Raw genomic sequence first — 25,745 nt, forward strand, 5'->3', positions numbered from 1 at the left:
TCCTCAGTACTCTAGGGATACTGTAATACAGTATCCCTATTTACTTATCTCAATTAGACAGCCGCTGTTTTCTTTGTTACAGCAGAGAGTTCGCCCTTAGCATACTTAGCAGCAAACTCATCAAGAGAAACCTGCTTAATCTTGCTAGCATTACCAGCAGTGCTAAATTGCTGATAGCGATCGGCACAAACCTTTTGCATGTACTTAATAGAAGGCTTGAGGAAGTGACGAGGATCGAATTCCTTAGCATCTTTTGCCAAAGCTTCACGTACTGCAGCGGTGATAGCTAGACGGTTGTCGGTATCAATATTTACCTTACGTACACCACTCTTGATACCTTTTTGAATTTCTTCTACAGGTACACCATAAGTTTCAGGAATTTGACCACCGTACTGGTTAATTAACGCAATCAAATCTTCAGGTACAGAAGAAGATCCGTGCATAACCAAGTGAGTATTAGGTAAGCGACGGTGAATTTCTTCAATACGGCTGATTGCTAAAATTTCTCCAGTTGGCTTGCGGGTAAACTTGTAAGCACCGTGGCTAGTACCAATAGCAACTGCCAAAGCATCTACTTGAGTTTCCTCTACAAATTGAACTGCTTCGTCTGGGTCAGTTAGCAGCTGGTCGTGGGAAAGTATTCCTTCTGCACCGTGACCATCTTCTTTGTCGCCCATACCTGTTTCTAGAGAACCCAAGCAACCGAGTTCGCCTTCAACACTAGCACCTACAGAGTGTGCTACTTTCACAACTTCGCGAGTAACGTTAACGTTGTACTCAAAGCTAGCTGGAGTTTTAGCATCTGCTTCCAGTGAACCGTCCATCATTACACTGGTGAAACCATTGCGAATCGCAGAGTAACAGGTTGCAGGGCTGTTACCATGATCTTGGTGCATAGCAATGGGGATATGAGGATAAGTTTCCACTGCTGCCAAAATCAAGTGACGCAGAAAGTTTTCACCAGCATACTTACGAGCACCACGAGAAGCTTGTAAAATCACCGGGCTATCTGTTTCTTGAGCAGCCTGCATAATAGCTTGAATCTGCTCCATATTGTTAACGTTATAGGCTGGGATGCCGTAACCATTTTCAGCCGCATGATCCAACAACAGCCGCATTGGTACGAGCGCCATAGATAGTCCTCCTAATTGGTAGTCAGCTAATCAGTTTTAGATAAGCGCGATTATTACGCTAATCTTAAGACTTTTTTCAACATATAGGAAATTATAACTATTGATGGGTGCTTATGTTGAAAAAGTTTAACAACAAAGTGGGGCATGGGGCATGGGGCATGGGTGGAAAAAGGGCTTATCAGAACGGTATTAACTTCCTTGCAGCCTTCATATTTACCCATGTAATTCTTCTCATGCTAGACCACTCAAGTGGGGAAACCTGCCCAAGGCGATTACTCCTATGCCCTATGCCCCATGACCTATGCCCTATGCCCAAAAAACTCATATCATTTTGCTTAGGGCTTTTTATATTCTATCAATTAAATTTATGGGTCGCCCGGGATTCGAACCCGGAACTAATCGGTTAAAAGCCGAGTACTCTACCGTTGAGTTAGCGACCCGGCTAACTGCGTTTCCAGTACTTTAATAGTTTAACACACCCCTCTGGATTTTTGCAATAGGAATTAGAAAAAATTTGCCGATAGGCGTATGGTCGTTGAAAGGTCAGATCCAGGTTCCAAAACCGTGAGGTTTTCTCCTGTGTTAAGGGCGTTGCGAGGAGCGCTCCAAGGCTCTAAACAGTAAAAATCTTTGCCTTTCACTGTCCAAAATACCAGCGTGGTAAATAACTCATCATAATCTAAGGTCAGTTTTAAGCCACGGCTGCCATCAATGACTGTAGCAGAGGTAGCACTAAGTTGCTTGAAGGCAACATCAATTTCATCTTGGCTAAAGTCAAAATTACCGGTAAAGGGATGAGTTTCGTTTGTTCCCTTTTCTTGGTACTCGCTGGAAGGAATTTCAAACTTTAGCTGACTTTTATCAGATACGGAAAAGTAAGGATGGAACCCGAACGAAAACGGCATGGGTTCTGAGGAGAGGTTAGTATAATGCTGCTGAATTTCCAAGCTATTACCTTCTAGTTGGTAGGTAAAAGCGACTTTAAAATCAAAAGGATAGACCTCTCGTGTTTGCTCGTTACTGTTTAGGGCTACGGTAAGGCTAGCGTTTTGGTGATTTACTACAGTCCAAGGTAAGTCACGGGCAAAACCATGTTGTTTAAGAGTGTACTGCTTACCGTTATGAGTGTAGGTGTTGTTGGGTAAGTTGCCACAAATAGGAAACAAAATCGGAACCCCACCCCTGACACTCAATTGAGGATCCGCAAGGCGTTCCTCGTCTAGATACAAAATTTCTTGCTCATTTACACGCCATCTGAGGATAATACCTCCTCTTTCGGGTAAAACTTCTAGCTGGGCATTATCTGTTTGTAGGTGAAGTTTATTCATTGGGGATTGGGTACTGGGGATTGGGGCATGGGGCATGGGGCATGGGACATGGGGCATGGGGCATGGGGATTGGGTACTGGGGATTGGGTACTGGGGACAGAGGAATTCACTCAATTCTTCCCCTGCTCAAGAGTTCCCCTGCTCCCTACTCCCTGCTAAGAGATCCCTCCTTTTTACTCGTCTTCAGCGAAAATAAAGCGATATAACTCGCTTTTATCTGGTTCAGGACTACTCTCGGCAAATTGCACTGATTCGTCTACAACTTGTTGAACTTGACGATCAATAGCTTTGAGTTCGTCTGGATTAGCTAAATTTTGCTCAACCAGATATCCTGCAAAATTCTTAATTGGATCACGGGCAAACCAGTATTCTTTCTCTGCTTTGGAGCGCATTTCATCTGGATCTGCTAAGGAGTGACCTCGGAAACGGTAGGTAAGCGCTTCAATTAAAGTTGGACCTTCTCCTTTTCTGGCACGGGCTACAGCTTCTTGCGCTGCTGCTCGCACAGCGAGTATATCCATACCGTCTACTTCCACACCTACCATATTAAAGACACTGGCTTTTTTATAAATCTCAGGTTCGGAAGTTGCACGTTCGTGAGCCATGCCGATCGCCCACTTATTATTCTCTACCACAAAAAGTATTGGTAGTTTCCAGAGGGCTGCCATATTCAGCGTCTCAAAAAACTGACCGTTATTACATGCTCCATCACCAAAAAAGCAAGCTGTCACTTGGTCAGCACTGTCATCACCTAAAACCTCTCGGCGATATTTAGTTTGAAAAGCTGCTCCAGCTGCTACAGGAATCCCCTCTGCGACAAAAGCGTAACCACCAAGCAGGCGATGTTCAGCCGAGAACATATGCATCGAACCACCGCGACCTTTACTACAACCTGTCGCTTTGCCAAATAACTCTGCCATTACCTCTTTTGCTGGTACTCCCGCACTTAGAGCATGAACGTGGTCGCGGTAAGTACTACAAACGAAATCTTCACCTGGTCGCATCGCCCCTTGAATGACTCCAGAGGAAACAGCTTCCTGACCGTTGTACAAGTGTACAAACCCAAACATTTTTCCTCTATAGTACATTTCGGCGCACTTGTCTTCAAACGTGCGCCCTAACACCATATCTTCATATAACCGCAATCCTTCTTCTTTGGTTATTTGAGTGATAGCGGCATTAAATGTGGGTAACATGCGCTCTTGAACCATTATTTCTCAATCATCCTTGTTGTAAAACTTAAAGTTACTATTTTTAGATAGTTGCTCTTGTAATCCGTAAACTTCGTCATTATAAAGTCAGTAGAAGAATTCAGGAGTCAGAAGTCACGAGTCAGGAGTCAGAAGTCAGAATTTAATTCTTTACACTAGTCTGTAAATCGTCGAGACAGAACATATTCTGTCTACTGGATTCTGAATTCTGACTCCTTTTATGGTACTTTCCTCGCCCTACCTTTGGCACCCTTATCCCAAATTTGGCAGTTTGACAAGGCTAAAGCCATGTTATGTTCTAACTCAACTTTCGCCCAACAAGTGAGCTAACCCTCTTGTACGTTTTTTCCGGATGTTCCCAACGTTAGTTATCTTGTCCAACGAATGGGGTACACCAACAACTAACACTCACCCATTGTCCCTCATCAGTTTATTTAGGTAGAAACCCCGTCATGACGGACGGCTTTACAGTTAATTAGCAACACGCCAAGAGTTGTAAGATAAAAACTTACAATCTGTAGATATTGCATTTTGAGTTAGTCGCTTGCCAGTTTTTAAGCTGTACAAACTAATTGTTTTTCTGCTTGGATCTTTCTTAGTGGGCGAAGAGTGCCAGCCACTAACGTAAGTAAATCCATACTTGGGGTGCTTAACGATAGAGCCGCGCTTAAAGCCTACGCTAATCGTTCCGCCGTAACGAGAGCGGATGTGTCCTGGTGCGTGTTCTAGTCGGTGAAGTTGACGACGGTGAAACCTTAAAGGAATAATTTCAATCAACTTGGTATTGTCCGGGCTAGAATGACCCTGTGTGTACCAATTAGCCAATACCCACGAGTCAACACAGTGAGCATCGAACTTGTTAGATAGCTTGTTCTTGGACTTTTTCAGCCCTAAGACCAGTCGCAATTCGTAGGTGTCATTGCCCGACTTTGTTTGTAGTGGTGCTATCTGCTGTAATTGGTTGTAAAACCATTGCTTGCCAACCTCTAGAGGCGAAAACATGCGGTTCCACTTCTTGCCGTTTTTCCAAGTCCTTGCTTTGATGTCTTCTACAACAAAAACAGTAACCGGGAACATAACGGACAGCCATTTACATATTCTTCGCTTCCATTGCCATCTAGCTAGTGTCGACGGTGCTAGCCGTTGCTTGTTGGCTAACCTATTACTACGATTTTGGCGGCAAGGCGTTTTACGACTTCTTCTAGTACGTCGCATGTTCCGACGTGTTTTAACGTGATCTTTTACCCAATCGACGGCGTGTATTTGCACATTTAAATAAGTATGGGCTTTTGATTTAACAGTGAATCCTTCACGCTTTGAGCCAGGGTCAACACCTACCGCTACTGGCTGATAATTTCTGCTAGATGGTTCTACATTCAGTCGAACACAAAACACTCCTTTTTTAAAAAATGGCGTTGCTTTCTTTGACTTGATCCAACGTCTTGCCCTGGCTGAAGTTGTTGGCATCAGTGGTCGATTACTCTGATCTACAACTGGTACAAACATTGACGATAAATCCTATCGCTAGGTGTATACATCCCTTCGACACTGACCGATGGAGAGGAGAAGAACTAGGGAGGCATTCTTTCGTCCTGTAGCTACCACGCACAATCGGTTCAGTTGTTTGTCCTAACCTTGCGGCTAGCGTCTAGACACTGGTTTAACTCGAATTCAAAAGGTGGTTATTCTTTCTCTTTCAAGCCCCTGGCTTATAGCCGGGGGTTAGTGACAGATTACCCATTACAATAGCTTGCTTTCTGCATATTCACGAACAATTTTAAAAAGAGGGAGAAAACACTTGTATTTTTATGTAAAAATTATTGAAATCAGATCACAATCATGATAGCATTGGGGCCGCCTACAGAAATATCTCTTAGCTCATAAAAATATTTTTGACAACCGTTGGTGTTTAACCAGGGTATCAACACACAGCTATAGTGTGAAGTCAATAGGTTATTGTTATGGCACTGTTTTGCAGACCTGGAATGCTCTTGGAAAATTATGTTGCTCATGCTGCAGGGGAAGTAGACTGTGCGAATTCCGCTAGATTACTACCGAATTTTAGGACTACCGTTGGCGGCAAGTTATGAACAATTGCGCCAGGCATACAATGATCGCATTGTCCAACTACCAAGGCGTGAGTATTCCCAAGCAGCAATTACATCTCGCAAACAACTTATAGAAGAAGCTTACGTGGTTTTATCAGATCCAAAAGAACGCAAAGCCTACGATCAGGTTTATCTTGCTCATGCCTATGGCTCTGATGGTGTTGATGCTGCAGTAGCGGTTGAAGACCGTTTCCAAAGGAATAACGATAATATTGATGGGCATAACCTGACCATCGAAATTTCCCAAAATGAATTAGTTGGTGCTTTACTGATCCTGCAAGAGCTAGGGGAGTATGAACTTGTGTTGAAACTTGGTCGCCCCTACATTGTTAGTAAAAATGGTGGAACGGGTGCCAACTCGAACTATGGATCACTAAGCGAAGAAGCTGTTGAACGTCCAGACGTTGTTCTCACTGTTGCCTTAGCATGTCTGGAACTAGGTCGTGAGCAATGGCAACAAGGTCACTACGAAAATGCGGCCATTTCTCTAGAAACAGGTGAAGAACTGTTATCACGCGAAGGACTATTTCCTAGAGTTAGGGATGAAATAATAGCGGATCTTTATAGGTTACGGCCATATAGAATACTGGAACTACTGGAACTGCCAGAAGAAAAAACTGCTGAGCGAGAGCAAGGATTGAGACTATTACGGGAAGTCTTAGACCAGCGAGGGGGTATTGATGGTAGCGGAAATGACCAATCCGGTCTCAGCATGGATGACTTTCTGAGATTTATTCAGCAGTTGCGTAATTATTTAACAGTAGCAGAACAGCACGAGTTATTTGAGGAGCAAAGCAAGCGTCCCTCTGCCGTCAGCATATACTTAGCAGTTTATACTTTGATAGCACGCGGATTTGCCCAGCATCAACCAGCATTGATTCGTCAAGCAAAGCAATTGCTGAGTCGTCTAAGTAAGCGTCAAGATGTCCATTTAGAACAGTCACTATGTGCGCTACTACTAGGGCAAACAGAAGTTGCAACTCGTACTTTAGAACTGAGTCAGGAATATGAAGCCCTGGCTTTTATTCGAGAGAATTCTCAAGGCTCTCCAGATCTTTTACCAGGCTTGTGTTTATACGGGGAACGGTGGTTACAAAATGAAGTTTTCCCCCACTTTCGAGATTTGGCTGGTCGACAAGCTTCACTAAAAGAGTATTTTGCAAACCAACAGGTACAAGCTTATTTAGAAGCTTTGCCTATAGAGGTTCAAACAACTAATGAACCTAGTAGCCAATCCTTTCCCTATGGGCAGTCGACCTATCCTGATAGTCCTATCAATACGACGGGGGTTCCCCAACAACCTTACGAGAACAGAACAACAGAGAGAAAACCAGAATACCCAAACATTTCACCACCCAGTTTTCCTAAATCACCAACTTCTTCATATGCTGGGAACCCACAAACACAAGCTCCTATGACTGGAGCCCCAACTCCGGAAAGGACAAGGAGAAGAACGAACTACAACTCTCATAGCAACGCTCCATCTCCTCAACCCCCCCCAACACCAAGAAGGCGTAGACAACGCTCTCAAACTCATACCCCTGGGCATAGTATAGATAATCGTCATCATTTTGCTCATCGACAGCGACCTATTGTTCGCAGAACACAACAACTCCGTTTGTTGTTGTTAGTACTTGCTTCTTTAGCGGGGTTAGTGATTTTCTTGACAATTGTTGGATGGTTGAAAGATCTGTTTTTCTCCGCTCCATCAATGGAACAACAGTTATCGATTGAGCTAAATCAACCAGTGGTACCCATTCCTGCCCCTAACAGTAAACAAGAATCACCAACAGGCTCTCCCATAACTCAAGACACTGCAAAGGAAGTCGTTCAGACTTGGCTGTCTACAAAAGCCGCTGCTTTGGGACCAAATCATGAAATTGATCGTTTAGCTCAAATTTTAGTTAGTCCAGCTTTGTCTCAATGGCGCTTAATTACTCAGCAATTAAAAACAGATAACCGCTATCGAAAATACCAACACACCGTAAAAGTCGAATCCTTAGAGCCTGGTCAAGCTGATAACAATCATGCTACTGTCGAAGCTTCTGTAACTGAGATGACAGACTATTATGAGAACGGTCAGATGAAAAAATCTGAAAAAGAACAACTACGAGTTAAGTATGATTTGGTTCGCGTGCAAGACGCATGGCGCATCAAGAATATGTCTGTTTTGACACTCTCTGTTCCTAAGTAATGCGCATGGGGCATGGGGCATGGGGCATCGGCTAATTAATAAATAATAGATTTTTTCACAAATGATTTAGGATTGCTATATATAGGTTAATCGTTATCTGAAAGGGGTCAGTACTACTTAGGGATTTTTTACTCTTTTGCTCAATGCCCCATGCCCAATGCCCCATCTTCAATCAGCAATTTCGTAGCGGTTTTTACCACCACGTTTGGCACGGTACATAGCAGTATCTGCTTGTTTAATTAGGGTTTCACTCTCTTGGCTGTTAAGTGGGTAGACACTGATGCCAATACTAGCAGATACTTGAATCACATGTCCTTCCAAGATGATTGGTTCATTAATGGTTGCTAAACTTTTTTTGGCGACTTTAACAGCGGCTTGTATGGTGGGAATAGCTCGCAATATCACGGTAAATTCATCGCCACCCAGACGGGAAACAGTATCACTACCTCGTAAAGAGTTGTTAAGACGTTGGGCAATGACAATCAATAAGCGATCGCCTATTTCGTGTCCTAGAGTATCATTAACTTGCTTAAAGCCATCTAAGTCAATAAATAATAATCCTAGTAATAAATTATTGGTTTGCGCCCACTGTAGCGAATCATGAAACTGCTCTAAAAAAAATTTTCGATTAGGTAGACCGGTGAGTGCGTCATGATAAGCAATATACCTTAAATAGTCTTCTTTTAACTTTAATTCATTGTTAGAGCGGAATAACTCAGCAGCAGAACGTTTGAGATTTTCCTCGATCTTTTTTTGTTGAGTGATATCTCGGATAATCCCAACGAGAAAGAAATTGCCTGAAGGATCTTTGTGAAGCGATCGCTTCGTAGCAATTAAATAAGTTTTTCCTGTGGCGTCAGTAAATTCTTCTTCATGTTCCTGAGATTCTTGACTCTGGAAAACTAACTCCTCTTGCTGGTGAAAAACATCAGCCTCATGTTTAGGAAAAAAGTCATAGTCAGACTTTTCTATCAAAACGCTTTTAGCATAACCAATTAAGCGACAATAAGCTTCATTCAAAACAATCCATTGATGTTTTTGATTTTTCACGAAAATTGGATCAGGAATCGTATTAATGACTTGATTCAAAAACTCTTTGGAACGTTTCAACTCATCCTGCTTATGTGCAACTTGAAAGCTAATTACAATAACTGAACCAGTGTAGGTTAGTAATACAGGGATAATTGGTATCCACCAACCAAACAAGAAAGCAAGGTAGGCGCTACCAATCAACAAAAACAATGAAAGCATAATAGTCGCAAGTCTCAGGGCTAAACGATGTATTCGCCACCCATGACTAGCACCCAGATAAGCCCAAACGAAAATCCACAACAATTCTTCTATGGGGTTAAACCAAACCTTCAGGAGTGGTCTTCCTTGCAGGGCGGCGCTAAGGATTTCACTGATAAAATAAGCTTGTAGTTCAACTCCAGCTATAGGCTTTACTGTACCAACCAGACGACTGGAGTATGGAATTAAGACGAAATCTTGAAGACTGGGCGCAGTGGAACCAATTAAGACAATCCGATCCTTAATGCTGCTTTCCGACACCTGATCAGCTAGCACTTCCCTCATAGATACCTTAAGAAAGCCACAATGATCCAAAGATGGTTTTTTACAGCCCACTTTTGGAAAGTTGGATAAAATTTGATATCCTCTGTTATCGATCCTTGTATAGGGTCCATCACTAGACTGAAAACGGTGAAACTCAGCCTTACCCAATTGCAAATGCTCGGAGTTGTCTTTTGCTTGTTGAGGAGTAATACCTTCATAGTTTAAGTACTGTAAAGCTAGTTTCAGAGCAAAACTTTTGTGCGATTGATTATCGATATACCAATACAATAAGCTGCGACGGATTTTGCCATCGCCATCAAGCAGCACATTGTTAAAGCCAACTTGATCATGCTGACTCAACTCTGGTGGTGGTGAAATCCTAACACTTTTGTTATTGGACAGAAGTTCAATGCCAACTAAATTGGGAATAGATTTATATGCATCAACCAAATTTTGATAACCTGATCCCACTGGGAAAGTTCGATAGATATCTAAACCAATAGCCCGAGGTTGTTGGACTTTTAATTTTTGCAACAACTCAGCAATCACATCATCTGGAATTGGCCAAGAACCAACTTGGCGTATAGAAGGCTCATCAATTGTTACAATCGTGATACGGTCTTCTGGTCTTTCATATGGACGCAACTGAAAAAACTGATCCAAGGCTACCCATTCTAAGGATTGTAATAATCCGATAGAGCGTAACAGTAGGATGGAGATAGTAACAAAAACAGAGGTGAGCAATTCTCTATCTTTGTTACCAAATGGTTGTTTCAGGGCAAACAGTAAATTCCAAAAACGCTTGCCTATCTGCATACTCATTCCCGTTACATGGCTGGCCGAATTATTGGTATATGCACTCCTTAAGTTACTTGAAATCGTTAGGAAAATTCTTGAAGTTACGTGGACCTTTGTAGCCGGAAATTTGAGCCAGTTTTTCTAGCGGTTGTACGTTAGGATAAAGTTTTCCGTTAATTTGCCAGGTAGGAAACCCTTGAATCCCAGCGGCTTGGCATAAATCGGGACGGGGGTCGTCTTTACCCTGTGGATCGCACTCAATGTGTTTAATTTCTGAATATGCCTCTTTGCCAAAAAGTTCTTTTTGTTCGTGGCAATGAGGACACCACCAAGCAATATATTCTTTAGCACCAATTTTGGTAAGATGACGTGCTAATTCAATCTCTGCTTCACCAGATGTAGATCTGATAGGCCAACCAGTTCCAAGGGTTGGTTCTCCTATTGGTTTTGGGCTAGCAGGCAAGTTAGCCGTTGGGTTGTTGACGTTAGCATAGACACCTAAAGTTCCAATCAGAGTCACCATGCCAACAATAATCGCTGTAAAGAAAACTTGTCCGATATCCTCCCAATTACGACCGATTAGAGTTAATGTTAGAAGGCTTAGAGAGAATATAGCCGAACCGATGCAGTATATACAGACCGCTTTAATTTTAAAAAACAGCAGGTACATTAAGTAACCGCTGAAAACAGACATAGCGATCGCCCCACACAACAGCAGCAGCCAAGTGATATTTTCCAGCTTTGTACGAGTATCCTTCTTTTTCACTGGATCAACTGCCAAAGGCGCTAAGGCGAATATTCCCATACTGGTATAAGCTAAAAACCCAAATAACGCCAGAGGTAATCCGAGAACTGTAGCATAGTCACTGGAAAGCACAAAATCGCAGCTTTTCGTAGGGCAGGCAGCAGTACTTTGTGTTAACTTAACTACAGTAAGATAAGCTGTTGTCAAAGCACCACATCCAGCGATCGCGGCAATTATATAGCGCGAAAAGCGATGAATCCAAGGGGTAGTAGGACGACGAGTCATAAAGTGCGTTATTAGAATGGTGAGTTGTGAATTGTTAGTTGTTAATTGGTAACAAATGTTAAAAATTAACAACTAAACAATACAATTACGAATGTAGCTTTATTGAAGAAATGGATGGGTTTTCATCTCTAGAGTTCAAACTTTGGCGTGCAATTTCAACAAATTGACTTACCCGTATTGGATCAATAGGTTGCTCACGGAGACCGTGGCGTTTCAGAGAACTAGAAACAATCACACCATCTACTGACCGCATCAGTGTCGTAATATTTTCCCAAGTTGCTCCACTACCTATGAATACTGGTGTACCCTTAGCAGCGGAAGATGCAAGTTCTAAATCTTCTAGGTTAGGAGGACTACCAGTAGCCCAACCAGACAAAATGACCGCGTCTGCTAAACCGCGTTCTATAGTGTCTTGCACTGCGACAGTGAGATTCGCCGAACTTAAGGGATGGGCGTGCTTCACTAACACATCGGCCAGGATTTTAACATCACTACCTAGTTCCCGTCGATAGCGTAGTAATTGATGGGCGTCTCCCTCAATTAATCCTTGGTCGGTTGCCATTACACCTGTTAAGACATTAACGCGAATGAATTGTGCTTTTACACAGGTAGCGATCGCCATTGCGCTTTTTGCGTCGTTCCGCAAAACATTTATACCAACCGGTATTGTCACTAAATTTTGGATCCTTTGTACCACTACAGTCATTGCACTAACAACCGCAGGGTCTACCTGGCTTTTACAAAAAGGCGCATCAAAAAAATTTTCCACAATAATGCCATCAACCCCTCCACTAGAGAGTGCTGTTGCTTCTTGTTCTGCACGGTCAATGACTGCTTTGAGGCTACCTCCCCAACGAGGTGAGGTCGGTAGCGGGAGGAGGTGAACTACACCAATAATAGGAGTTCGGGTTTTAAATAGCTGATATAAGTCCACGTCTTTAAGCTTCTGGGCAATGGGCAATGGGTATGGGGCAATGGGCATGGGGCAATGGGCATGGGGCATGGGGCATGGGGCATGGGGGAGCCAGTGCGCCCTTAAGGGTTCCCCGGCTTGAAGCATCTGGCGTCATAGGGCATAAGGGATTGGGGGTTAGACTACTACGTACTCCCTGTTCCCCTATTTTTGAATGACAGGTGCTACAAGGAGGGCATTGCCACCCAGCGCACTGGCTCATGAGTGACTTTTGACTTCCCCACAGGGGCTGCTCCCCTGCTCCTATGATCCATACCCCATGCCCATTGCCCTATGCCCCGTGCCCATCGTCAAACTTGTTTTCGGTTAAGTTACGGTTTACCGCCTCCATCTTAAGATGGAATTTAGCGTCAAACTATCCATAAGATATGTTAAGATAAAACGAGGCTACAAGAGGAGTTCGCCACTCAATCATAAGCGAGGCGGCTTTCCATGAGGAAGGTTTCTCTCCTGCCATAGTCACAGGCTTTGCCTGAACCAAAGGTCGGCATCACCGCGCTCTGGGGCGTAGTCATGGGGAATTTTCCTTCTTGGTAGCAACTTCTCGAATACGCCGTAGAAACCTGGTTATGATTTAAGTCGTCTTTTCCAGTGTTATCCGTGCGAGCTGCTTTCCAAAAGGAAATTAACCAAGTGAACGCTGCGGTCATGTAGAATACCAACAGGCAATTGTAAAAAAAGATTACAAATGTCAACTTTACCGAAGAAATACTTATTTTTCTTCTAAATAAGAGATTAATAAGGATATCATAGCGTGATTGTCAGCACCTCGTTCTAAAGAGACGGGGCTTCTCCTAGGAGAAGATGGTGACGCTCCTCTGTCACTACCGTTTGGAATTAGTGCAAACGGACCTCGTCTTTAGCTAGCTCATCGGATGTGTGTACCTTGAGTACTATGATCGGTGATGCATTCCTCGACTAGGTTTCTTAGACTTTAAGGAACTGTTTTAAAGTCCTGCGCTTACTGTGCAGCATTTTTGGAGGAAATACCCGCAAGGGCAACTTTTTAAGTTCCTACTTGCGGGTGTGGCGTCTTGGGCGTTTCTTGCCTAAAGTATCGTGAGGTTTTATGACTCCAACAGGGGGTGTATGAATCTTCGGCTCTTTACAAAAAATAGATAGCAGTTCGCTATCTTAAACTACAAGGAAAAACAAAATCTCTCATAATATGGGTGATAAGCCAATAATTGCAATTTCTCACCTAGGCTGCGAGAAAAATCGAATTGATACAGAGCATATGCTGGGTTTGCTAGTAGAAGCAGGCTACGGCGTAGATTCTAACGAAGAGTTAGCAGATTATGTTATAGTCAATACATGTAGTTTTATCGAAGCAGCAAGGGAAGAATCTGTCAGAACTCTAGTAGAATTGGCAGAAGCTAATAAAAAAGTCGTGATTACAGGCTGCATGGCACAGCACTTCCAAGAGCAGTTATTGGAAGAGTTACCAGAAGCAGTGGCAGTAGTGGGAACAGGTGATTATCACAAAATCGTAGATGTCGTTCAGCGCGTAGAACAAGGAGAGCGTGTAAAGGAAGTCAGTGTACAACCGACCTACATTGCCGATGAAACAACACCGCGCTACCGTACAACAGCCTTTGGTACTGCTTACCTAAGGGTTGCTGAAGGGTGTGACTATCGTTGTGCATTTTGTATAATTCCCTATTTAAGGGGAAACCAGCGATCGCGTACTATAGAATCTATTGTTAACGAAGCAAAGCAGCTAGCAAGTCAAGGAGTACAGGAAATCATTTTGATTTCCCAAATTACGACAAATTACGGTATAGATATTTACGGTAAGCCGAAGTTAGCGGAATTACTCCGCGCTTTGGGAGAGGTAGATGTACCGTGGATTCGGATGCATTACGCTTATCCCACAGGTCTTACCCCAGATGTGATAGCAGCAATTAAAGAAACGCCTAATGTTTTACCTTATCTGGATTTGCCCTTACAACATTCCCATCCAGAGATTCTTCGTGCGATGAACCGTCCTTGGCAAGGACAGGTAAATGATGCTGTTATTGAACGCATTAAAGACGCACTACCAGAAGCGGTGCTCAGGACAACTTTTATTGTCGGCTTCCCAGGCGAAACAGAAGAGCATTTTGCCCATCTGTTGAAATTTGTCGAGCGCCATGAATTTGACCATGTTGGTGTTTTTACCTTTTCCCCCGAGGAAGGAACGCCCGCCTATAACTTACCAGACCAACTACCACAAGAAGTGATGGATGAGCGGCGGGATAGATTAATGGAACTCCAACAGCCAATCTCTTTAAAGAAAAATCAACAGGAAGTCGGCAAAGTCGTTGACGTTCTAGTTGAACAGGAAAATCCTGAAACAAATCAGTTAATTGGTCGGTCTGGCAGATTTGCCCCAGAAGTTGACGGGCTGGTGTATCTTCAAGGTCAAGTCAAGCTAGGAACTATCGTGCCAGTAGTGATCCAAAACAGTGATGTATATGACCTTTACGGTCAAGTCCTCAATAACTAGCACCGCTAGGCGCGACTTATTCAACTTTATTTCCGTGCCTGCTGTACTAGAGTGTTAATTGGTAGTTAAAATTACTAACCATTAATAACTAACAACTAACGAAACTAAAAAATTTAGGAGATTTAATGAATCTTTCATTCCAAGAATTAGGACTTTCTCAAGAGCGAGTTGAACAATTAGAAAAAATGGGCTTCACCGCACCAACCAACATTCAAGCCCAAGCAATTCCACAACTGCTAGCTGGTCGTGATGTGGTGGGACAATCACAAACTGGCACAGGTAAAACAGCAGCATTTTCTCTACCAATCCTAGAACGGCTAGACTTGAACCAAAAGGTTGTACAAGCTGTGGTCTTGACACCAACTCGTGAGCTAGCAATCCAAGTCCACGATGCTATCTTTGAATTTATTGGCAATCAAGGATTGCGGGTATTAGCAATTTATGGTGGTCAATCAATTGACCGGCAAATTTTACAACTTAAGCGTGGTGTTCACATCGTTGTAGGTACACCAGGACGAGTGATCGATTTGCTGGATCGCGGCAGCCTGAAGCTGGACAAGGTGCAGTGGTTGGTGTTAGATGAAGCCGATGAAATGCTCAGCATGGGCTTTATTGATGATGTAGAAAAAATCCTCTCCCAAGCACCAGAAGAACGCAATACAGCTTTATTCTCGGCTACAATGCCGCCATCAATTCGCCAGTTGGTAAACAGATTCTTGCGTTCTCCAGTCACAATCACAGTGGAACAGCCAAAAGCTGCTCCTAACAAAATCAATCAGGTTGCTTACGTCGTACCACGTCATTGGACAAAAGCCAAAGCTCTACAGCCTATCCTGGAAATGGAAGATCCAGAAACGGCTCTCATCTTTGTGCGCACTAGACGTACAGCCGCAGAACTCACTAACCAGCTACAATCTGCTGGTCACAGTGTGGACGAATATCACGGAGATCTTTCTCAACAAGCAAGAGAACGGTTATTGACAAGGTTCCGTAATCGCCAAGTACGTTGGGTAGTCGCTACCGATATTGCAGCGAGAGGTTTAGACGTTGAAGAGCTATCTCACGTTATTAACTTTGATCTACCTGATAGTGTTGAAACCTACGTTCACCGGATTGGTCGTACTGGTCGTGCTGGTAAAGAAGGTACTGCAATTTCTCTAGTACAACCATTTGAACGCCGTAAACAACAGCAATTTGAACGCCATGTACGCCAAAATTGGCAAGTGCTGTCAATTCCTACACGGGCACAAATTGAGGCGAGACAGTTAGAAAAACTGCAAACCCAAGTACGGGAAGCGTTGGCTGGTGAGCGTTTAGCTTCATTCTTGCCAATCGTCAGCGAGTTAACAGAAAAATATGATGCTCAGGCGATCGCTGCTGCAGCATTACAAATCGCTTACGATCAAACCCGTCCAGCTTGGCTACAATCAGATATCAGTCTGGAAGAAGAAATGCTCTCTGCTGCTACTCCCAAGCCAAAGCTACGCAATGGTGGTGGTCGTCGCGGTGAGTTTTCTGGCGAACGAAATCGCTCTGGCTGGAATAACACAAACGAAGGAGAAAGAGGCGGTTCTTCCAAACCCAAACTCCGGAGTGGAGGTGGATCTCGTCGCGAAGCTTCTATGACTCCCAAAAAACTAGGTTCTACCACTGCAAGGGAATCAGCTTCCTAATCAGTTAGCACGAGTTAGGAGTTTGAGAAAATTTTTAGCTTAAAAAGCATAACTCCTAACTCTCTCATTCAGACAACACCATCCAATTAATAGAAGAAGAATTTTCAGGAATAGGGTAAATTGTGGGACGAACTTAGCATTGCTTTAGTTGGTCTCATCAAAAACATGCAGTTAAATCGAACCAATTTCCTCAAGGTTCTTCTCCAGTCAGAGCCAGGAAACTTAGCTCTTGCTAACGGCTTGCGAGGAGCCTTAGCACTAGGTGTTCCTATGCTGTTTAGTCAAGTCACTGACTACAGAAAAACCGGATTATTTGTCGCTTTGATAGCGTACTTCGTAAATCAGGCAAATGTCGGTGGACCGTACCGAATAAAAGCGACAACAATGACTACTGCTACTTTAGGAATAGCAGTTTCTGTGTTTGTCGGAACCTTAGCCGCTGGTATTCATTGGCTTGCGGTGGTGTTGACATTTATCTGGGGGCTTGGTTCCGGTTTTGCTTCACTGTATGGTACCGCTGGTACGACTGTAGGTCTAGTCATTGGAATATCGTTTGTTTCCGCGATCGCAGAGTCAGGAGACCTGTTTACAGCTGTGTCGAGATTTTCTCTCTGCTTGCTTGCAGGCGTATGGGCGATGTTCCTCTCGTTGGTAACGTGGGCTGCTACACCTTATAAACCGCTACAAGCTTCAGTAGCAGAATGCTATAGCTCGCTCTGTGATTATATTCAAACAGTTTTACATAACACAATTCAGACTGGAAGTGACGCCAGTCAGCCTGAATATCTTCTAAAAATTAGAAAAGCGCTGGAAAATGCTCGAGCAGCTTTAGGACAAGAACGCCTTACAAAGCCATCCCGAAGCTGGATCGATGAGCAGTTGTTGGTATTGATTCAGGACGCAGAACGTCTATTTGGCTCAGTGATCGCTTTGAATGAGTTAATTTCTATTAACTCCCAGTATCAGCAGTTTCAACAAGTGCAGCTATTAGTTGACGACGTACTCCAAGAGTTAGCAGTCATCACTAAAGTAATAGCTCAAGTTATTACCGGTAAGCCTACTGTGATTTCTTTGGGAAATCTTAACCGTATCTACGAAGCACTACGAGAACAAGAAAATATAGCAATTGAAAATCACCAGACAAACCACCCAGGTTTAGTTGCTGTCAGTAACCTCGTCTTATTGATAGAAAAATTAATTAAGCAATTATACTACACGGGTCTTACAGCGCAATATCTCAGAGCTAATATTAAAACCAGAAAGCGAGATAGTTCTACAGTCTTTGCAGTTGAAGAAAAACAGCAATCACCTTTAAGAAAACTACGGGATAACCTCACCTTAAACTCAGCTATTTTTCGTCACGCTTTACGTCTTGGTGTGACTCTTACTATGGGAGTTGCAGTAGCCAAGTTTGCCGGGCTAGAAATGGGCTATTGGGTGACGCTGACAATCATCATCGTTCTAAAACCTGACTTTGGTGGAACTTTCCAACGGTTTTTTCAACGGATTGTTGGAACTATCTTAGGAGCAATAGTGGCGGCTATTTTAGTAGCAGTGATTGCAAACAAAGCTGTACTAGATGTCTTCACTTTACTAGCAGCGTTTTTTGGAGTTTCCCTCCTGCGCTATAACTACGGGTACGCGGTTTTTTTCTTCTCGATCTTTGTCTTACTGATTATTGATCTTGCGCAACCAATTACGTGGCAGTTTGCTAGTATCCGAGTCGTAAACACATTAATTGGTGCAGGACTAGCTTTTGCAGGACACTATTTAATGTGGCCTAGTTGGGAACGCCAACGCTTACCTAACCAACTCGCCGCAGCCATTCGACAGTGCAGCAACTACTTTCAAAAAGTCATGGCTGTTTACCAAGGACAAACAGAAAACCAAGCGACAATTATCAACCAACGAAGACTAACCGGACTGGCAATTACTAATGCACAAGCCTCATACCAAGGATTACTCGGTGAACCCAAAACGCCATTAGGAGTTGTAGAACCTTTTATGGCAATGTTTGTGTATATGGGACGTTTTACTAATGCAGTAACAGTCCTAGCAGTACACCTCGATTATTTTAAAAGAACTGAACCACTACCAGAATTAGAAACTTTTACCCAACAGATTTCGGTGATACTCGATCAGTTAGCTGATTCAGCACAGCAGGGAATTTCTCCACCACCTTTGCCCAATCTTGACGAAACTTTGGAAAAAATTCACCCTTGTCTACAAACACTTCGTAGCGATCGCTTACCAGAAGTTGAGAATCAAGGAGTAAGAGACTACACCATAATAGATATGGAGATTGACCAAATTGTCCGCCGGGTTAATGCCATGCATTCCGCTTTAGAAAGGTTGAATACAGAATTACACTTCAATGCCCAGAATTCTAGTAGGTGAAGTAATAGGTTAACGACTTTGCCCACTACAATAAATCTTAGTTCGTAGTTGCACGCCAGTTGCTTTATGCCGGGAAACCCGTCCATCGCACTGGCTCGCTTTAGCGCACTGAAGCATAACGACCCAATACTGCACGGGTTTTGCTAAAAACTCAAGTTTAAGGTAGGTTGGGTTGAGGGACGAAACCCAACATTTATGGGCATTTGTTGGGTAACGCTTATGCGATCTACCCAACCTACGATTTTCCTGGCTTGCTTTAGCGCTCTCAAGTACAACGACCAACCTTTCTAGTTGCTTTGTAAAAAATTACGTAATTTGTATTATTTGTGTCGAATTATGTATTCTTTATGTTAATTAAACATCAAATTCCAATACCGAAAAAATTACCGTTTTTAGAAAAATTATGTTGGTAAATAGAAAATATGGAGTAAGATTTGCAATTATAGTTGATGAAACTCTAATTAAATTTGAAATTATCATGGAAGGACGTATCGATTTGGGAGAACCAGATTATCCCAGTTTGTCGCCAGTACCATGCTTAAATCAAGTTGATAGTTTTGCTGAAAAACTTTTAGCAAATTCCGATAGATGGAATGATTCTTCGGTAAAGTCGAGAGATTTAATCGATTTAGCTGTTCAAAGACTCAAGTCTCCAATTCCTAAAGAGGCTATTGAAAAAGCAGAAAAAGCCTATCCTGTGATTGAACCTTTAAAAAAGGCTATATCTTTTTTCCAAAATAATCCAGATTATCGAGACAAATGTTTTATGGCTTTGGAAATTGTCGAACCAAATAAAATTATTGACGGTATTGATTTAATGGCAGAAGATTTGTGCTTAGAAAAAACAGCTAGAACATTTACGGAAAATCTATAACAAGGAAGTGGGGTGAGTTATTTTGATTCTAATTCAGCTGCCACAATAGATAAAGCCACAATGGGGGCGGTAACTGTTCGGAGAATACGACGCCCAAGGCTAACAGGTTGGAAATTAGCAGCGATCGCACACTCTACTTCTTCTTGTGTCCATCCTCCCTCTGGCCCAATAGCAATTGTAATCGTCATTTCTCCTTTATCGCGCAAGCAATCCCGCAAATGAGGGTAGTTTCCTCTCGCTTCACAAATATATTGCTGGTTTGTTGATCTTTGAAAATCCACTAATGATGACGAAAAACCAACTGGTTCTAATATTGTTGGAACAAATAACCGCTCTGATTGCTCTGCAGCTTCTTGCGCAATCCGTCTCCAGCGTTCCAGTTTTTGAGGACTAGGGTTGAGCAAAGTGCGATCGCTTATAACCGGAGCAATAACTCCTACTCCCAACTCTGTACAACACCTCACCACTTCATCAAACGCATTCCCTTTTGGTAGGGCTACTATCAAGTTAATTGATACAGGTAACTCAGTTTTTACCTCTAGAGGTTCTAAAACCTGTGCTTGAGTTCCTTGTAACTGCGCTATCCACCATTTACCTAAACCATCCATTGCAATAAAGCGATCGCCGTTGCGCAACCGCAACACACGCACCAGATAATGTTGTTGCTCTTGTGTGAGGATAATTTGCTCCTTTTGGAACTGGGAGGGTGCGATCGCTATTCTTTGCAATTGAGCCATGAAATTTTACGCCTACTTAAAAAAATTTAATCTTAGAAGCTGTTAATTGCGTATTGATACCGCGTTTTTAACAGTTCATAACGTCATTTCAAATACTTATTCACCTTAATAATTCGTATTAGTTTTAAATTTAAAGTTTTATTTTAAACTGAAAAACCTGCTTATTAACAGTGATTTTACGGTTCGATGCTACAGGGTGTGGAATGTAGATCGTATAAAGTCGAGCAAATAGCAGTAATTATATTATTAACAGCGTAACAATACTTCTGGCTGTAAATAATTTAGCTGATGGAGCAGGCTAGATGATAAAAATTCTGTTTCTAAGCGCTGATCCTACCGATACCGCTAGGCTGCGTTTACAACGGGAGTTCCGAGACATCGAACAAAAATTGCAACAATCCAGATACCAGGAAAATTTTGAGCTAAAACCCGCACTGTCTACACGTCCGGGAGATCTCATCCAAGCAATAGTGAGTTTTGACCCTCATATTGTTCATTTTTGCGGGCATGGTACGACTACTGGGAAGCTTTGCCTTGAAGATGAATCGGGTGAAACTTTGCCTGTAGATTCTGAAGCTTTAGCTGCATTGTTTAAATTAGTAGCTGATCAGGTAGAGTGTGTAGTTCTCAATTTCTGTTGTTCAGAAATTCAAGCACAGGCTATTGTCCAACATATCCCTTTTGTTATTGGCATGAGACAAGCGATCACTGATCAAGAAGCGATCGCCTTTGCTATTGGTTTTTACACAGGAATAGGGGCAAATCGCTCAATTGAGTATGCTTTTGAGGCTGGCTGTGTGCAAATTCAACTGCAAGGTATTGCACAATTAACAACTCCAGTGATCCTAAGAAAAGAAGACCAAAACCCTCCTAGTGTTTATATAGAGCGCGCTGGGATCGAACAGCAGTGTTACGAAGAGGTGATGCAGCCTGGTTCTTTAATCAGGATCAAAGCGCCTGACAAGATGGGAAAAACATCGCTAATGAACAGAATTGTCACTTATGCGATCGGACATAACTATCAAACAGTGACTTTAAGCTTTGACGGGTTAGTTAATCAAACAGTTACTAGCGATCTGGAGAGATTCTTAAAGTCATTCTGTATTGCTGTTGGTGATAACTTAAATCTACCCAATAAGTTAAATGAGTATTGGGATAATGAACGAAGTTCGATTCACAATAAAAGTTCAACTGCCATTTCCAAAAGCACGAGGTACTTTGAAAAATATTTGTTAGCAAGCACTGCTCGTCCTTTGGTACTAGCGCTCAATAATGTTGATCTAGTTTTTGAACAGCGTGAACTTGGCTCAGACTTTTGTAGTATGCTAAGAGGTTGGAACGAAAAGGCGAAGCAAGGCGATTCAAGTAGTAAGATTTGGAGAAAACTCCGTTTGATAATTGCCCACTCCACTGAATATTATGCCTCGCTAGATATCAATACTTCACCTCTTGGTAATTTGCCATTAGTGGTTGATTTGCCAGAATTCACTTTAGAGCAAGTACAAGTTCTGGTTCAGCGCCGTGGAAGAAATTTAACAACACATGAGATTGAGCAGCTAATGGATATGATTGGAGGTCATCCCTTTCTATTGGTATTGGCTTGCAATCACATTGCACTTTATCAAATAACTCTTGAGACATTGTTGGAAGTTGCACCTACCTTAGAAGGACCATTTTCTAACCATCTACGTGAACTTTTAAATACACTGAGTCAGAATTATGAATTGAAAATAGCCTTTATTAGGGTAATTAATTCAAACGAACCGGTTAATGTAAATCCAAATATTGCCCGGCTTTTGCAACGTTTAGGAATCATAAAATTCCAAGGAAATTTAGCTGAACCACGCTGCCAATTATATCGTCAATATTTCGGCGATTTTCTTCAGTCTTGACTGTTGGATCATAACAAGTTGTCAATGGAGCCAAAGAACAATGAACACTAGAAAAAGATTCTATCAAGTTGGCGGAACTTTAGAACCTGATGCTCCTAGTTACATAGAGCGACAGGCTGATAATAATCTTTATGAAGAACTGAAAGCTGGCAAGTTTTGTTATGTATTCAACTCGCGGCAAATGGGTAAATCTAGCTTACAGGTAAGAGTCAGAAAAAAGTTAGAAAATGAAGGCATTATCTGTGCTGTAGTCAGCTTAGAAGAAATTGGAGTTCAAGGAGTTAATCAAGATACTTGGTATAATACTTTTATCGATATTCTTGCAGATAGGTTTGATCTAGATAGAGATGAATTATCTACTTGGTTACAAAACACATATTTACTAGCTCCTATAAAGCGATTAAATACTTTTATTAAAGAGTTCTTAATAGAAAAAATCAACAATAATATTGTTATTTTTGTTGACGAAATAGATAAAGTTCTCAGTCTAGCTTTTAAAGCAGATGATTTTTTTGCTTTTATCCGTTTCTGCTATAATGAGCGTGCTAATGACCCGACATATAAAAGAATTACCTTTGCATTACTAGGAGTAGCTACACCGTCCCAATTAATTCAAGATACTCAGACAACACCTTTTAATATTGGGGAAGCAATCCAATTGAGTGGTTTTTCATTAAAAGAGGTTCAACCTCTTGCTGAAGGTTTAAGAGGTAAGCTCAGTGATTTTCAACTTGCTGAAAATATTCTTCAAGAGGTATTATTTTGGACTAATGGTCAACCTTTTCTCACTCAAAAAATATGTAAGCTAATTGTGGATAGTCAAGATACGATTCCTAGTGAAAAAAAAGAAATACATGATTTTGTTGACAAATTAGTCAATTTATGTGTGATTAGGAATTGGGAAAATCAGGATAACCCACAGCATTTGAGAACAATTCGTGAACGTATTCTCAACAGCCAAGAACCTACAATTAAACTATTAAAACTGTATTTAAAAATTTGTCAAAATAAAGAAGTCGCAGTGGATAATAGTTTGGAGCAAAGTGAATTAATGTTATCAGGACTGGTAGTAGAAGATTCTCGAAAATTAAGAGTATATAATCGCATTTATCAAAATATTTTTGATGAAAAATGGGTCAATGAAATCTTATCATATCAGCGACCTTATGAAGAAGAATTATTAAAATGGCTCGCTTCTGGATGTAAAAATGAATCTTTCCTCTTAAAGGGTGAACAATTAAGAATAGGAATGGAATGGAGTAGTAGTCACACTTCGACAATTGATGATTATAAATTTCTCAATGCTAGCCAAGAATTAGAAATACAATCTATTAAACGTTCCCGGAAAATGTTCAAGGGACTAGCTGGAATCCTAGCAATTGGACTTGTGGTAACAGGATTGAACCTAGCAAACAAAATCAAGTCATGGTTTGTTCCTTACGTCTTAGAGCCACAACTCTTTAGTCAAGGAGAGCATACTTTCTTTATAGGCAATGCGAACTACTACCAACAACAGGGGATTAAATATTTCCATGAAGGTAATTATTCAGAAGCACGTGAAAAATTTGAACTGGCTAAAAACAATAGAACAAATGATCCAGAAGCAGAGATTTTTTACAATAATGCCCTAGCGCATGAAAAGAGAAAATATCTAACTTTAGCTGTTGTTCTACCTATAAACGCATTGAAAGAAATGTCTAAAGAGATATTGAGAGGAGTTGCACAAGCACAAACTGAATTTAATAGTAAAGTTGAATTAAGTAATAAAAGAAATAAATTAACTAATCCATTGCTTAATATTGTAATTGCCGATGATAGTAATGACCCAAACCAAGCCCAGAGAGTTGTGAAGGAATTATATAAAGACCAAAATGTTTTAGGAGCAATTGGGCACACTAGTAGTACAACTACTAAGGCTGCACTTCCTGAATATCAAGATGCAAGTTTGGCAATAATATCGCCTTCTAGCACTAGCACTGAATTAAGTCAGAAAAAATTTAAAGTTTTTTTTAGAACAGTTCCTTCAGATGAAATAAATGGGAAGAAGTTAGCTGAATACGCTATCAGTCAAGGTATCAAGAAAGTCGTTATTTATGCTCAAGTAGATGATCTTTATAGCGGCAGTATAAAAACAGCATTTGCAACATCTTTTACAGGGCGTGGTAGAAAAATTGTACGGACTAAAGATTTAGCAGATCCGAATCTAGATGTATCTGGTGAAGTGTCACGCAGCATTATAAAAGATGAAGCCGATGCAGCTGTCTTTTTCCCAAGGTCAGGACTCATTCCTACTGTAATAAACATTGCTAGTGAACAACAAAAAATTCAAGCAAAGTTAAAGTTGTCCAAAAAGCTAAGGTTGCTGGGGGGAGATACTCTGTATGCTGCGGATACTTTAATAGACGGGAAAGAGAGTATACAAGGCTTAGTTGTAGCAGTTCCTAGTTTTGTCGAAGAACCAAACTCAAATAATTTTGCAGAGCGAGCTTGTGATAGGTGGAAGGCGAAAGTTAACTGGCGAACTGCTGCTAGTTATGATGCTACTCAAGCTTTTATTAAAGCTATCTCACAGTCTAAAAATCCTTCTCGACAAAGTGTACTTGAAAACCTTAAGTCTATTAAGCTTTCACCTGACGAAACTTCAGGAACTGGACTCGAATTCCAAAATGGTGAACGTAAAGAAGCAGAATCAGTTTTGGTTAAAGTGGTTCAAAACAATGACAAAGGTAGCGATCGCTGTAACAGTTCTCAAGGGAACGGACTTCACTTTGAAAAAGTACCAGAAAATGAATTCTCACCAAGGTAATGAGACCAAATTCGGTGTTTCCAACTTAAAGTAAGTGTCCAGCCACTTATGTAGTCGAATTTCCCAGCATAGGAATCTGGCTTTTGAGGAGTGTAGATGTCCTGCGGGAGGTTGCGCCTACGCACTAAAATATTAAGTAAATCAGAACAAGATGGTAGTATTATCTCCCCTACTAGATTTAGCTGGTTTTTATCTATCTCCATTTCACATCAAATCTGAAAAGTCCGTCGAAATTTCTGCTGAAGATGAAAACACAAAAGTTAAAGGGCAGATTGATGTCTTAGTTTTATTTGAACAGCTAGTAGTAGTGGTTATAGAATCGAAACAAGCAGCTTTTTCCGTTGAAGTCGGCAAACCACAATTACTATCTTAATATGCTGGCAATTTCTAACTTTGATAAACCAACGTACGGTTTAATTACTGTACGTTCGCTCATTTTTAACCGCAAGATTTAATTAAGCCTTACGGGGCTTGTAATTCAGGCTGTGCAATGGATTTAGGCATTTTTAGTCCCATAGAGCTTTTGGTCATTTTATGATTTATCGTATG

The 25,745-nt window shown here is 41.7% G+C and carries 16 protein-coding genes and 1 tRNA gene; 8 read left to right on the top strand and 9 right to left on the bottom strand.

Features of this window, described 5'->3' with window-relative positions; translation table 11 throughout:
- Positions 1-53: 53 nt before the first annotated feature.
- The 5 genes from fba to G4P69_RS13275 form a co-directional block, all read right to left on the bottom strand.
- Positions 54-1,133 carry a class II fructose-bisphosphate aldolase gene (fba, locus tag G4P69_RS13255; protein WP_208342667.1) on the bottom strand — a complete coding sequence of 360 codons (1,080 nt, stop codon included), beginning with the start codon at positions 1,131-1,133 and terminating at the stop codon, positions 54-56.
- A 368-nt stretch (positions 1,134-1,501) separates the two neighbouring features.
- Positions 1,502-1,573: transfer RNA gene (locus G4P69_RS13260), tRNA-Lys, on the bottom strand.
- 63 nt (positions 1,574-1,636) lie between these two features.
- Positions 1,637-2,461, bottom strand: coding sequence for an aldose epimerase family protein (locus tag G4P69_RS13265; protein ID WP_208342669.1), 825 nt, complete (start codon positions 2,459-2,461; stop codon positions 1,637-1,639).
- A 173-nt stretch (positions 2,462-2,634) separates the two neighbouring features.
- Positions 2,635-3,672 (bottom strand): pyruvate dehydrogenase (acetyl-transferring) E1 component subunit alpha, encoded by a 1,038-nt coding sequence (gene pdhA / locus G4P69_RS13270; RefSeq protein ID WP_208342671.1) that lies wholly within the window; start codon positions 3,670-3,672, stop codon positions 2,635-2,637.
- A gap of 471 nt (positions 3,673-4,143) precedes the next feature.
- Entirely contained in the window at positions 4,144-5,178 is a 1,035-nt protein-coding gene (locus G4P69_RS13275; RefSeq protein WP_208350152.1) for an RRXRR domain-containing protein, read from the bottom strand.
- Between the two features lie 525 nt (positions 5,179-5,703).
- Here G4P69_RS13275 and G4P69_RS13280 point away from each other — a divergent pair.
- Positions 5,704-7,974, top strand: coding sequence for an IMS domain-containing protein (locus tag G4P69_RS13280; protein WP_208341910.1), 2,271 nt, complete (start codon positions 5,704-5,706; stop codon positions 7,972-7,974).
- Between the two features lie 168 nt (positions 7,975-8,142).
- Here the strand turns inward: G4P69_RS13280 and G4P69_RS13285 are convergent, their stop codons facing one another.
- From G4P69_RS13285 to btpA, 3 genes are all read right to left on the bottom strand, one after another.
- Positions 8,143-10,350 (bottom strand): CHASE2 domain-containing protein, encoded by a 2,208-nt coding sequence (locus G4P69_RS13285; RefSeq protein WP_208341908.1) that lies wholly within the window; start codon positions 10,348-10,350, stop codon positions 8,143-8,145.
- A gap of 46 nt (positions 10,351-10,396) precedes the next feature.
- The gene (locus tag G4P69_RS13290) at positions 10,397-11,356 is read right to left on the bottom strand and encodes a vitamin K epoxide reductase family protein (RefSeq protein WP_208341906.1); all 960 of its coding nucleotides are present in this window, start codon (positions 11,354-11,356) and stop codon (positions 10,397-10,399) included.
- 85 nt (positions 11,357-11,441) lie between these two features.
- Positions 11,442-12,290: a photosystem I biogenesis protein BtpA gene (gene btpA / locus G4P69_RS13295; RefSeq protein WP_208341913.1), complete on the bottom strand. Its 849-nt coding sequence runs from the start codon at positions 12,288-12,290 to the stop codon at positions 11,442-11,444.
- A gap of 1,207 nt (positions 12,291-13,497) precedes the next feature.
- Here btpA and rimO point away from each other — a divergent pair.
- The 4 genes from rimO to G4P69_RS13315 all read left to right on the top strand — a co-directional run bounded on the left by rimO (position 13,498) and on the right by G4P69_RS13315 (position 19,761).
- Positions 13,498-14,817, top strand: a complete 1,320-nt coding sequence (gene rimO, locus G4P69_RS13300; RefSeq protein WP_208341904.1) for a 30S ribosomal protein S12 methylthiotransferase RimO — start codon at positions 13,498-13,500, stop codon at positions 14,815-14,817.
- A gap of 125 nt (positions 14,818-14,942) precedes the next feature.
- On the top strand, positions 14,943-16,490 hold the full coding sequence (locus G4P69_RS13305) for a DEAD/DEAH box helicase (protein ID WP_208341901.1): 1,548 nt from the start codon (positions 14,943-14,945) through the stop codon (positions 16,488-16,490).
- A gap of 120 nt (positions 16,491-16,610) precedes the next feature.
- Complete coding sequence (locus G4P69_RS13310) at positions 16,611-18,887, top strand: FUSC family protein (RefSeq protein ID WP_208341900.1); 2,277 nt, start codon at positions 16,611-16,613, stop codon at positions 18,885-18,887.
- Between the two features lie 403 nt (positions 18,888-19,290).
- Positions 19,291-19,761 (top strand): nucleotidyl transferase AbiEii/AbiGii toxin family protein, encoded by a 471-nt coding sequence (locus tag G4P69_RS13315; RefSeq protein ID WP_243902404.1) that lies wholly within the window; start codon positions 19,291-19,293, stop codon positions 19,759-19,761.
- Positions 19,762-19,778: 17 nt separating this feature from the next.
- On the opposite strand, the gene G4P69_RS13320 is transcribed toward G4P69_RS13315, so the two are convergent.
- Positions 19,779-20,498, bottom strand: a complete 720-nt coding sequence (locus G4P69_RS13320; RefSeq protein ID WP_208341899.1) for a 16S rRNA (uracil(1498)-N(3))-methyltransferase — start codon at positions 20,496-20,498, stop codon at positions 19,779-19,781.
- A 302-nt stretch (positions 20,499-20,800) separates the two neighbouring features.
- Here G4P69_RS13320 and G4P69_RS13325 point away from each other — a divergent pair, with 302 nt between their 5' ends.
- From G4P69_RS13325 to G4P69_RS13335, 3 genes are all read left to right on the top strand, one after another.
- Positions 20,801-22,390: an AAA-like domain-containing protein gene (locus G4P69_RS13325; protein WP_208341898.1), complete on the top strand. Its 1,590-nt coding sequence runs from the start codon at positions 20,801-20,803 to the stop codon at positions 22,388-22,390.
- Positions 22,391-22,430: 40 nt separating this feature from the next.
- Positions 22,431-25,196 carry an AAA-like domain-containing protein gene (locus G4P69_RS13330; protein WP_208341897.1) on the top strand — a complete coding sequence of 922 codons (2,766 nt, stop codon included), beginning with the start codon at positions 22,431-22,433 and terminating at the stop codon, positions 25,194-25,196.
- A 151-nt stretch (positions 25,197-25,347) separates the two neighbouring features.
- Entirely contained in the window at positions 25,348-25,569 is a 222-nt protein-coding gene (locus tag G4P69_RS13335) for a hypothetical protein (RefSeq protein ID WP_390692051.1), read from the top strand.
- Positions 25,570-25,745: the final 176 nt, after the last annotated feature.

This window comes from Aetokthonos hydrillicola CCALA 1050 (assembly GCF_017591665.1).
Lineage (GTDB): Bacteria > Cyanobacteriota > Cyanobacteriia > Cyanobacteriales > Nostocaceae > Aetokthonos > Aetokthonos hydrillicola.

Bases quoted from the DNA above. Each gene is read 5' to 3' on its own strand.
- fba (WP_208342667.1), bottom strand. From the start codon at position 1,133: ATGGCGCTCGTACCAATGCGGCTGTTGTTGGATCATGCGGCTGAAAAT.
- G4P69_RS13265 (WP_208342669.1), bottom strand. From the start codon at position 2,461: ATGAATAAACTTCACCTACAAACAGATAATGCCCAGCTAGAAGTTTTA.
- pdhA (WP_208342671.1), bottom strand. From the start codon at position 3,672: ATGGTTCAAGAGCGCATGTTACCCACATTTAATGCCGCTATCACTCAA.
- G4P69_RS13275 (WP_208350152.1), bottom strand. From the start codon at position 5,178: ATGTTTGTACCAGTTGTAGATCAGAGTAATCGACCACTGATGCCAACA.
- G4P69_RS13285 (WP_208341908.1), bottom strand. From the start codon at position 10,350: ATGAGTATGCAGATAGGCAAGCGTTTTTGGAATTTACTGTTTGCCCTG.
- G4P69_RS13290 (WP_208341906.1), bottom strand. From the start codon at position 11,356: ATGACTCGTCGTCCTACTACCCCTTGGATTCATCGCTTTTCGCGCTAT.
- rimO (WP_208341904.1), top strand. From the start codon at position 13,498: ATGGGTGATAAGCCAATAATTGCAATTTCTCACCTAGGCTGCGAGAAA.
- G4P69_RS13305 (WP_208341901.1), top strand. From the start codon at position 14,943: ATGAATCTTTCATTCCAAGAATTAGGACTTTCTCAAGAGCGAGTTGAA.
- G4P69_RS13315 (WP_243902404.1), top strand. From the start codon at position 19,291: ATGTTGGTAAATAGAAAATATGGAGTAAGATTTGCAATTATAGTTGAT.
- G4P69_RS13320 (WP_208341899.1), bottom strand. From the start codon at position 20,498: ATGGCTCAATTGCAAAGAATAGCGATCGCACCCTCCCAGTTCCAAAAG.
- G4P69_RS13325 (WP_208341898.1), top strand. From the start codon at position 20,801: ATGATAAAAATTCTGTTTCTAAGCGCTGATCCTACCGATACCGCTAGG.
- G4P69_RS13330 (WP_208341897.1), top strand. From the start codon at position 22,431: ATGAACACTAGAAAAAGATTCTATCAAGTTGGCGGAACTTTAGAACCT.
- G4P69_RS13335 (WP_390692051.1), top strand. From the start codon at position 25,348: ATGGTAGTATTATCTCCCCTACTAGATTTAGCTGGTTTTTATCTATCT.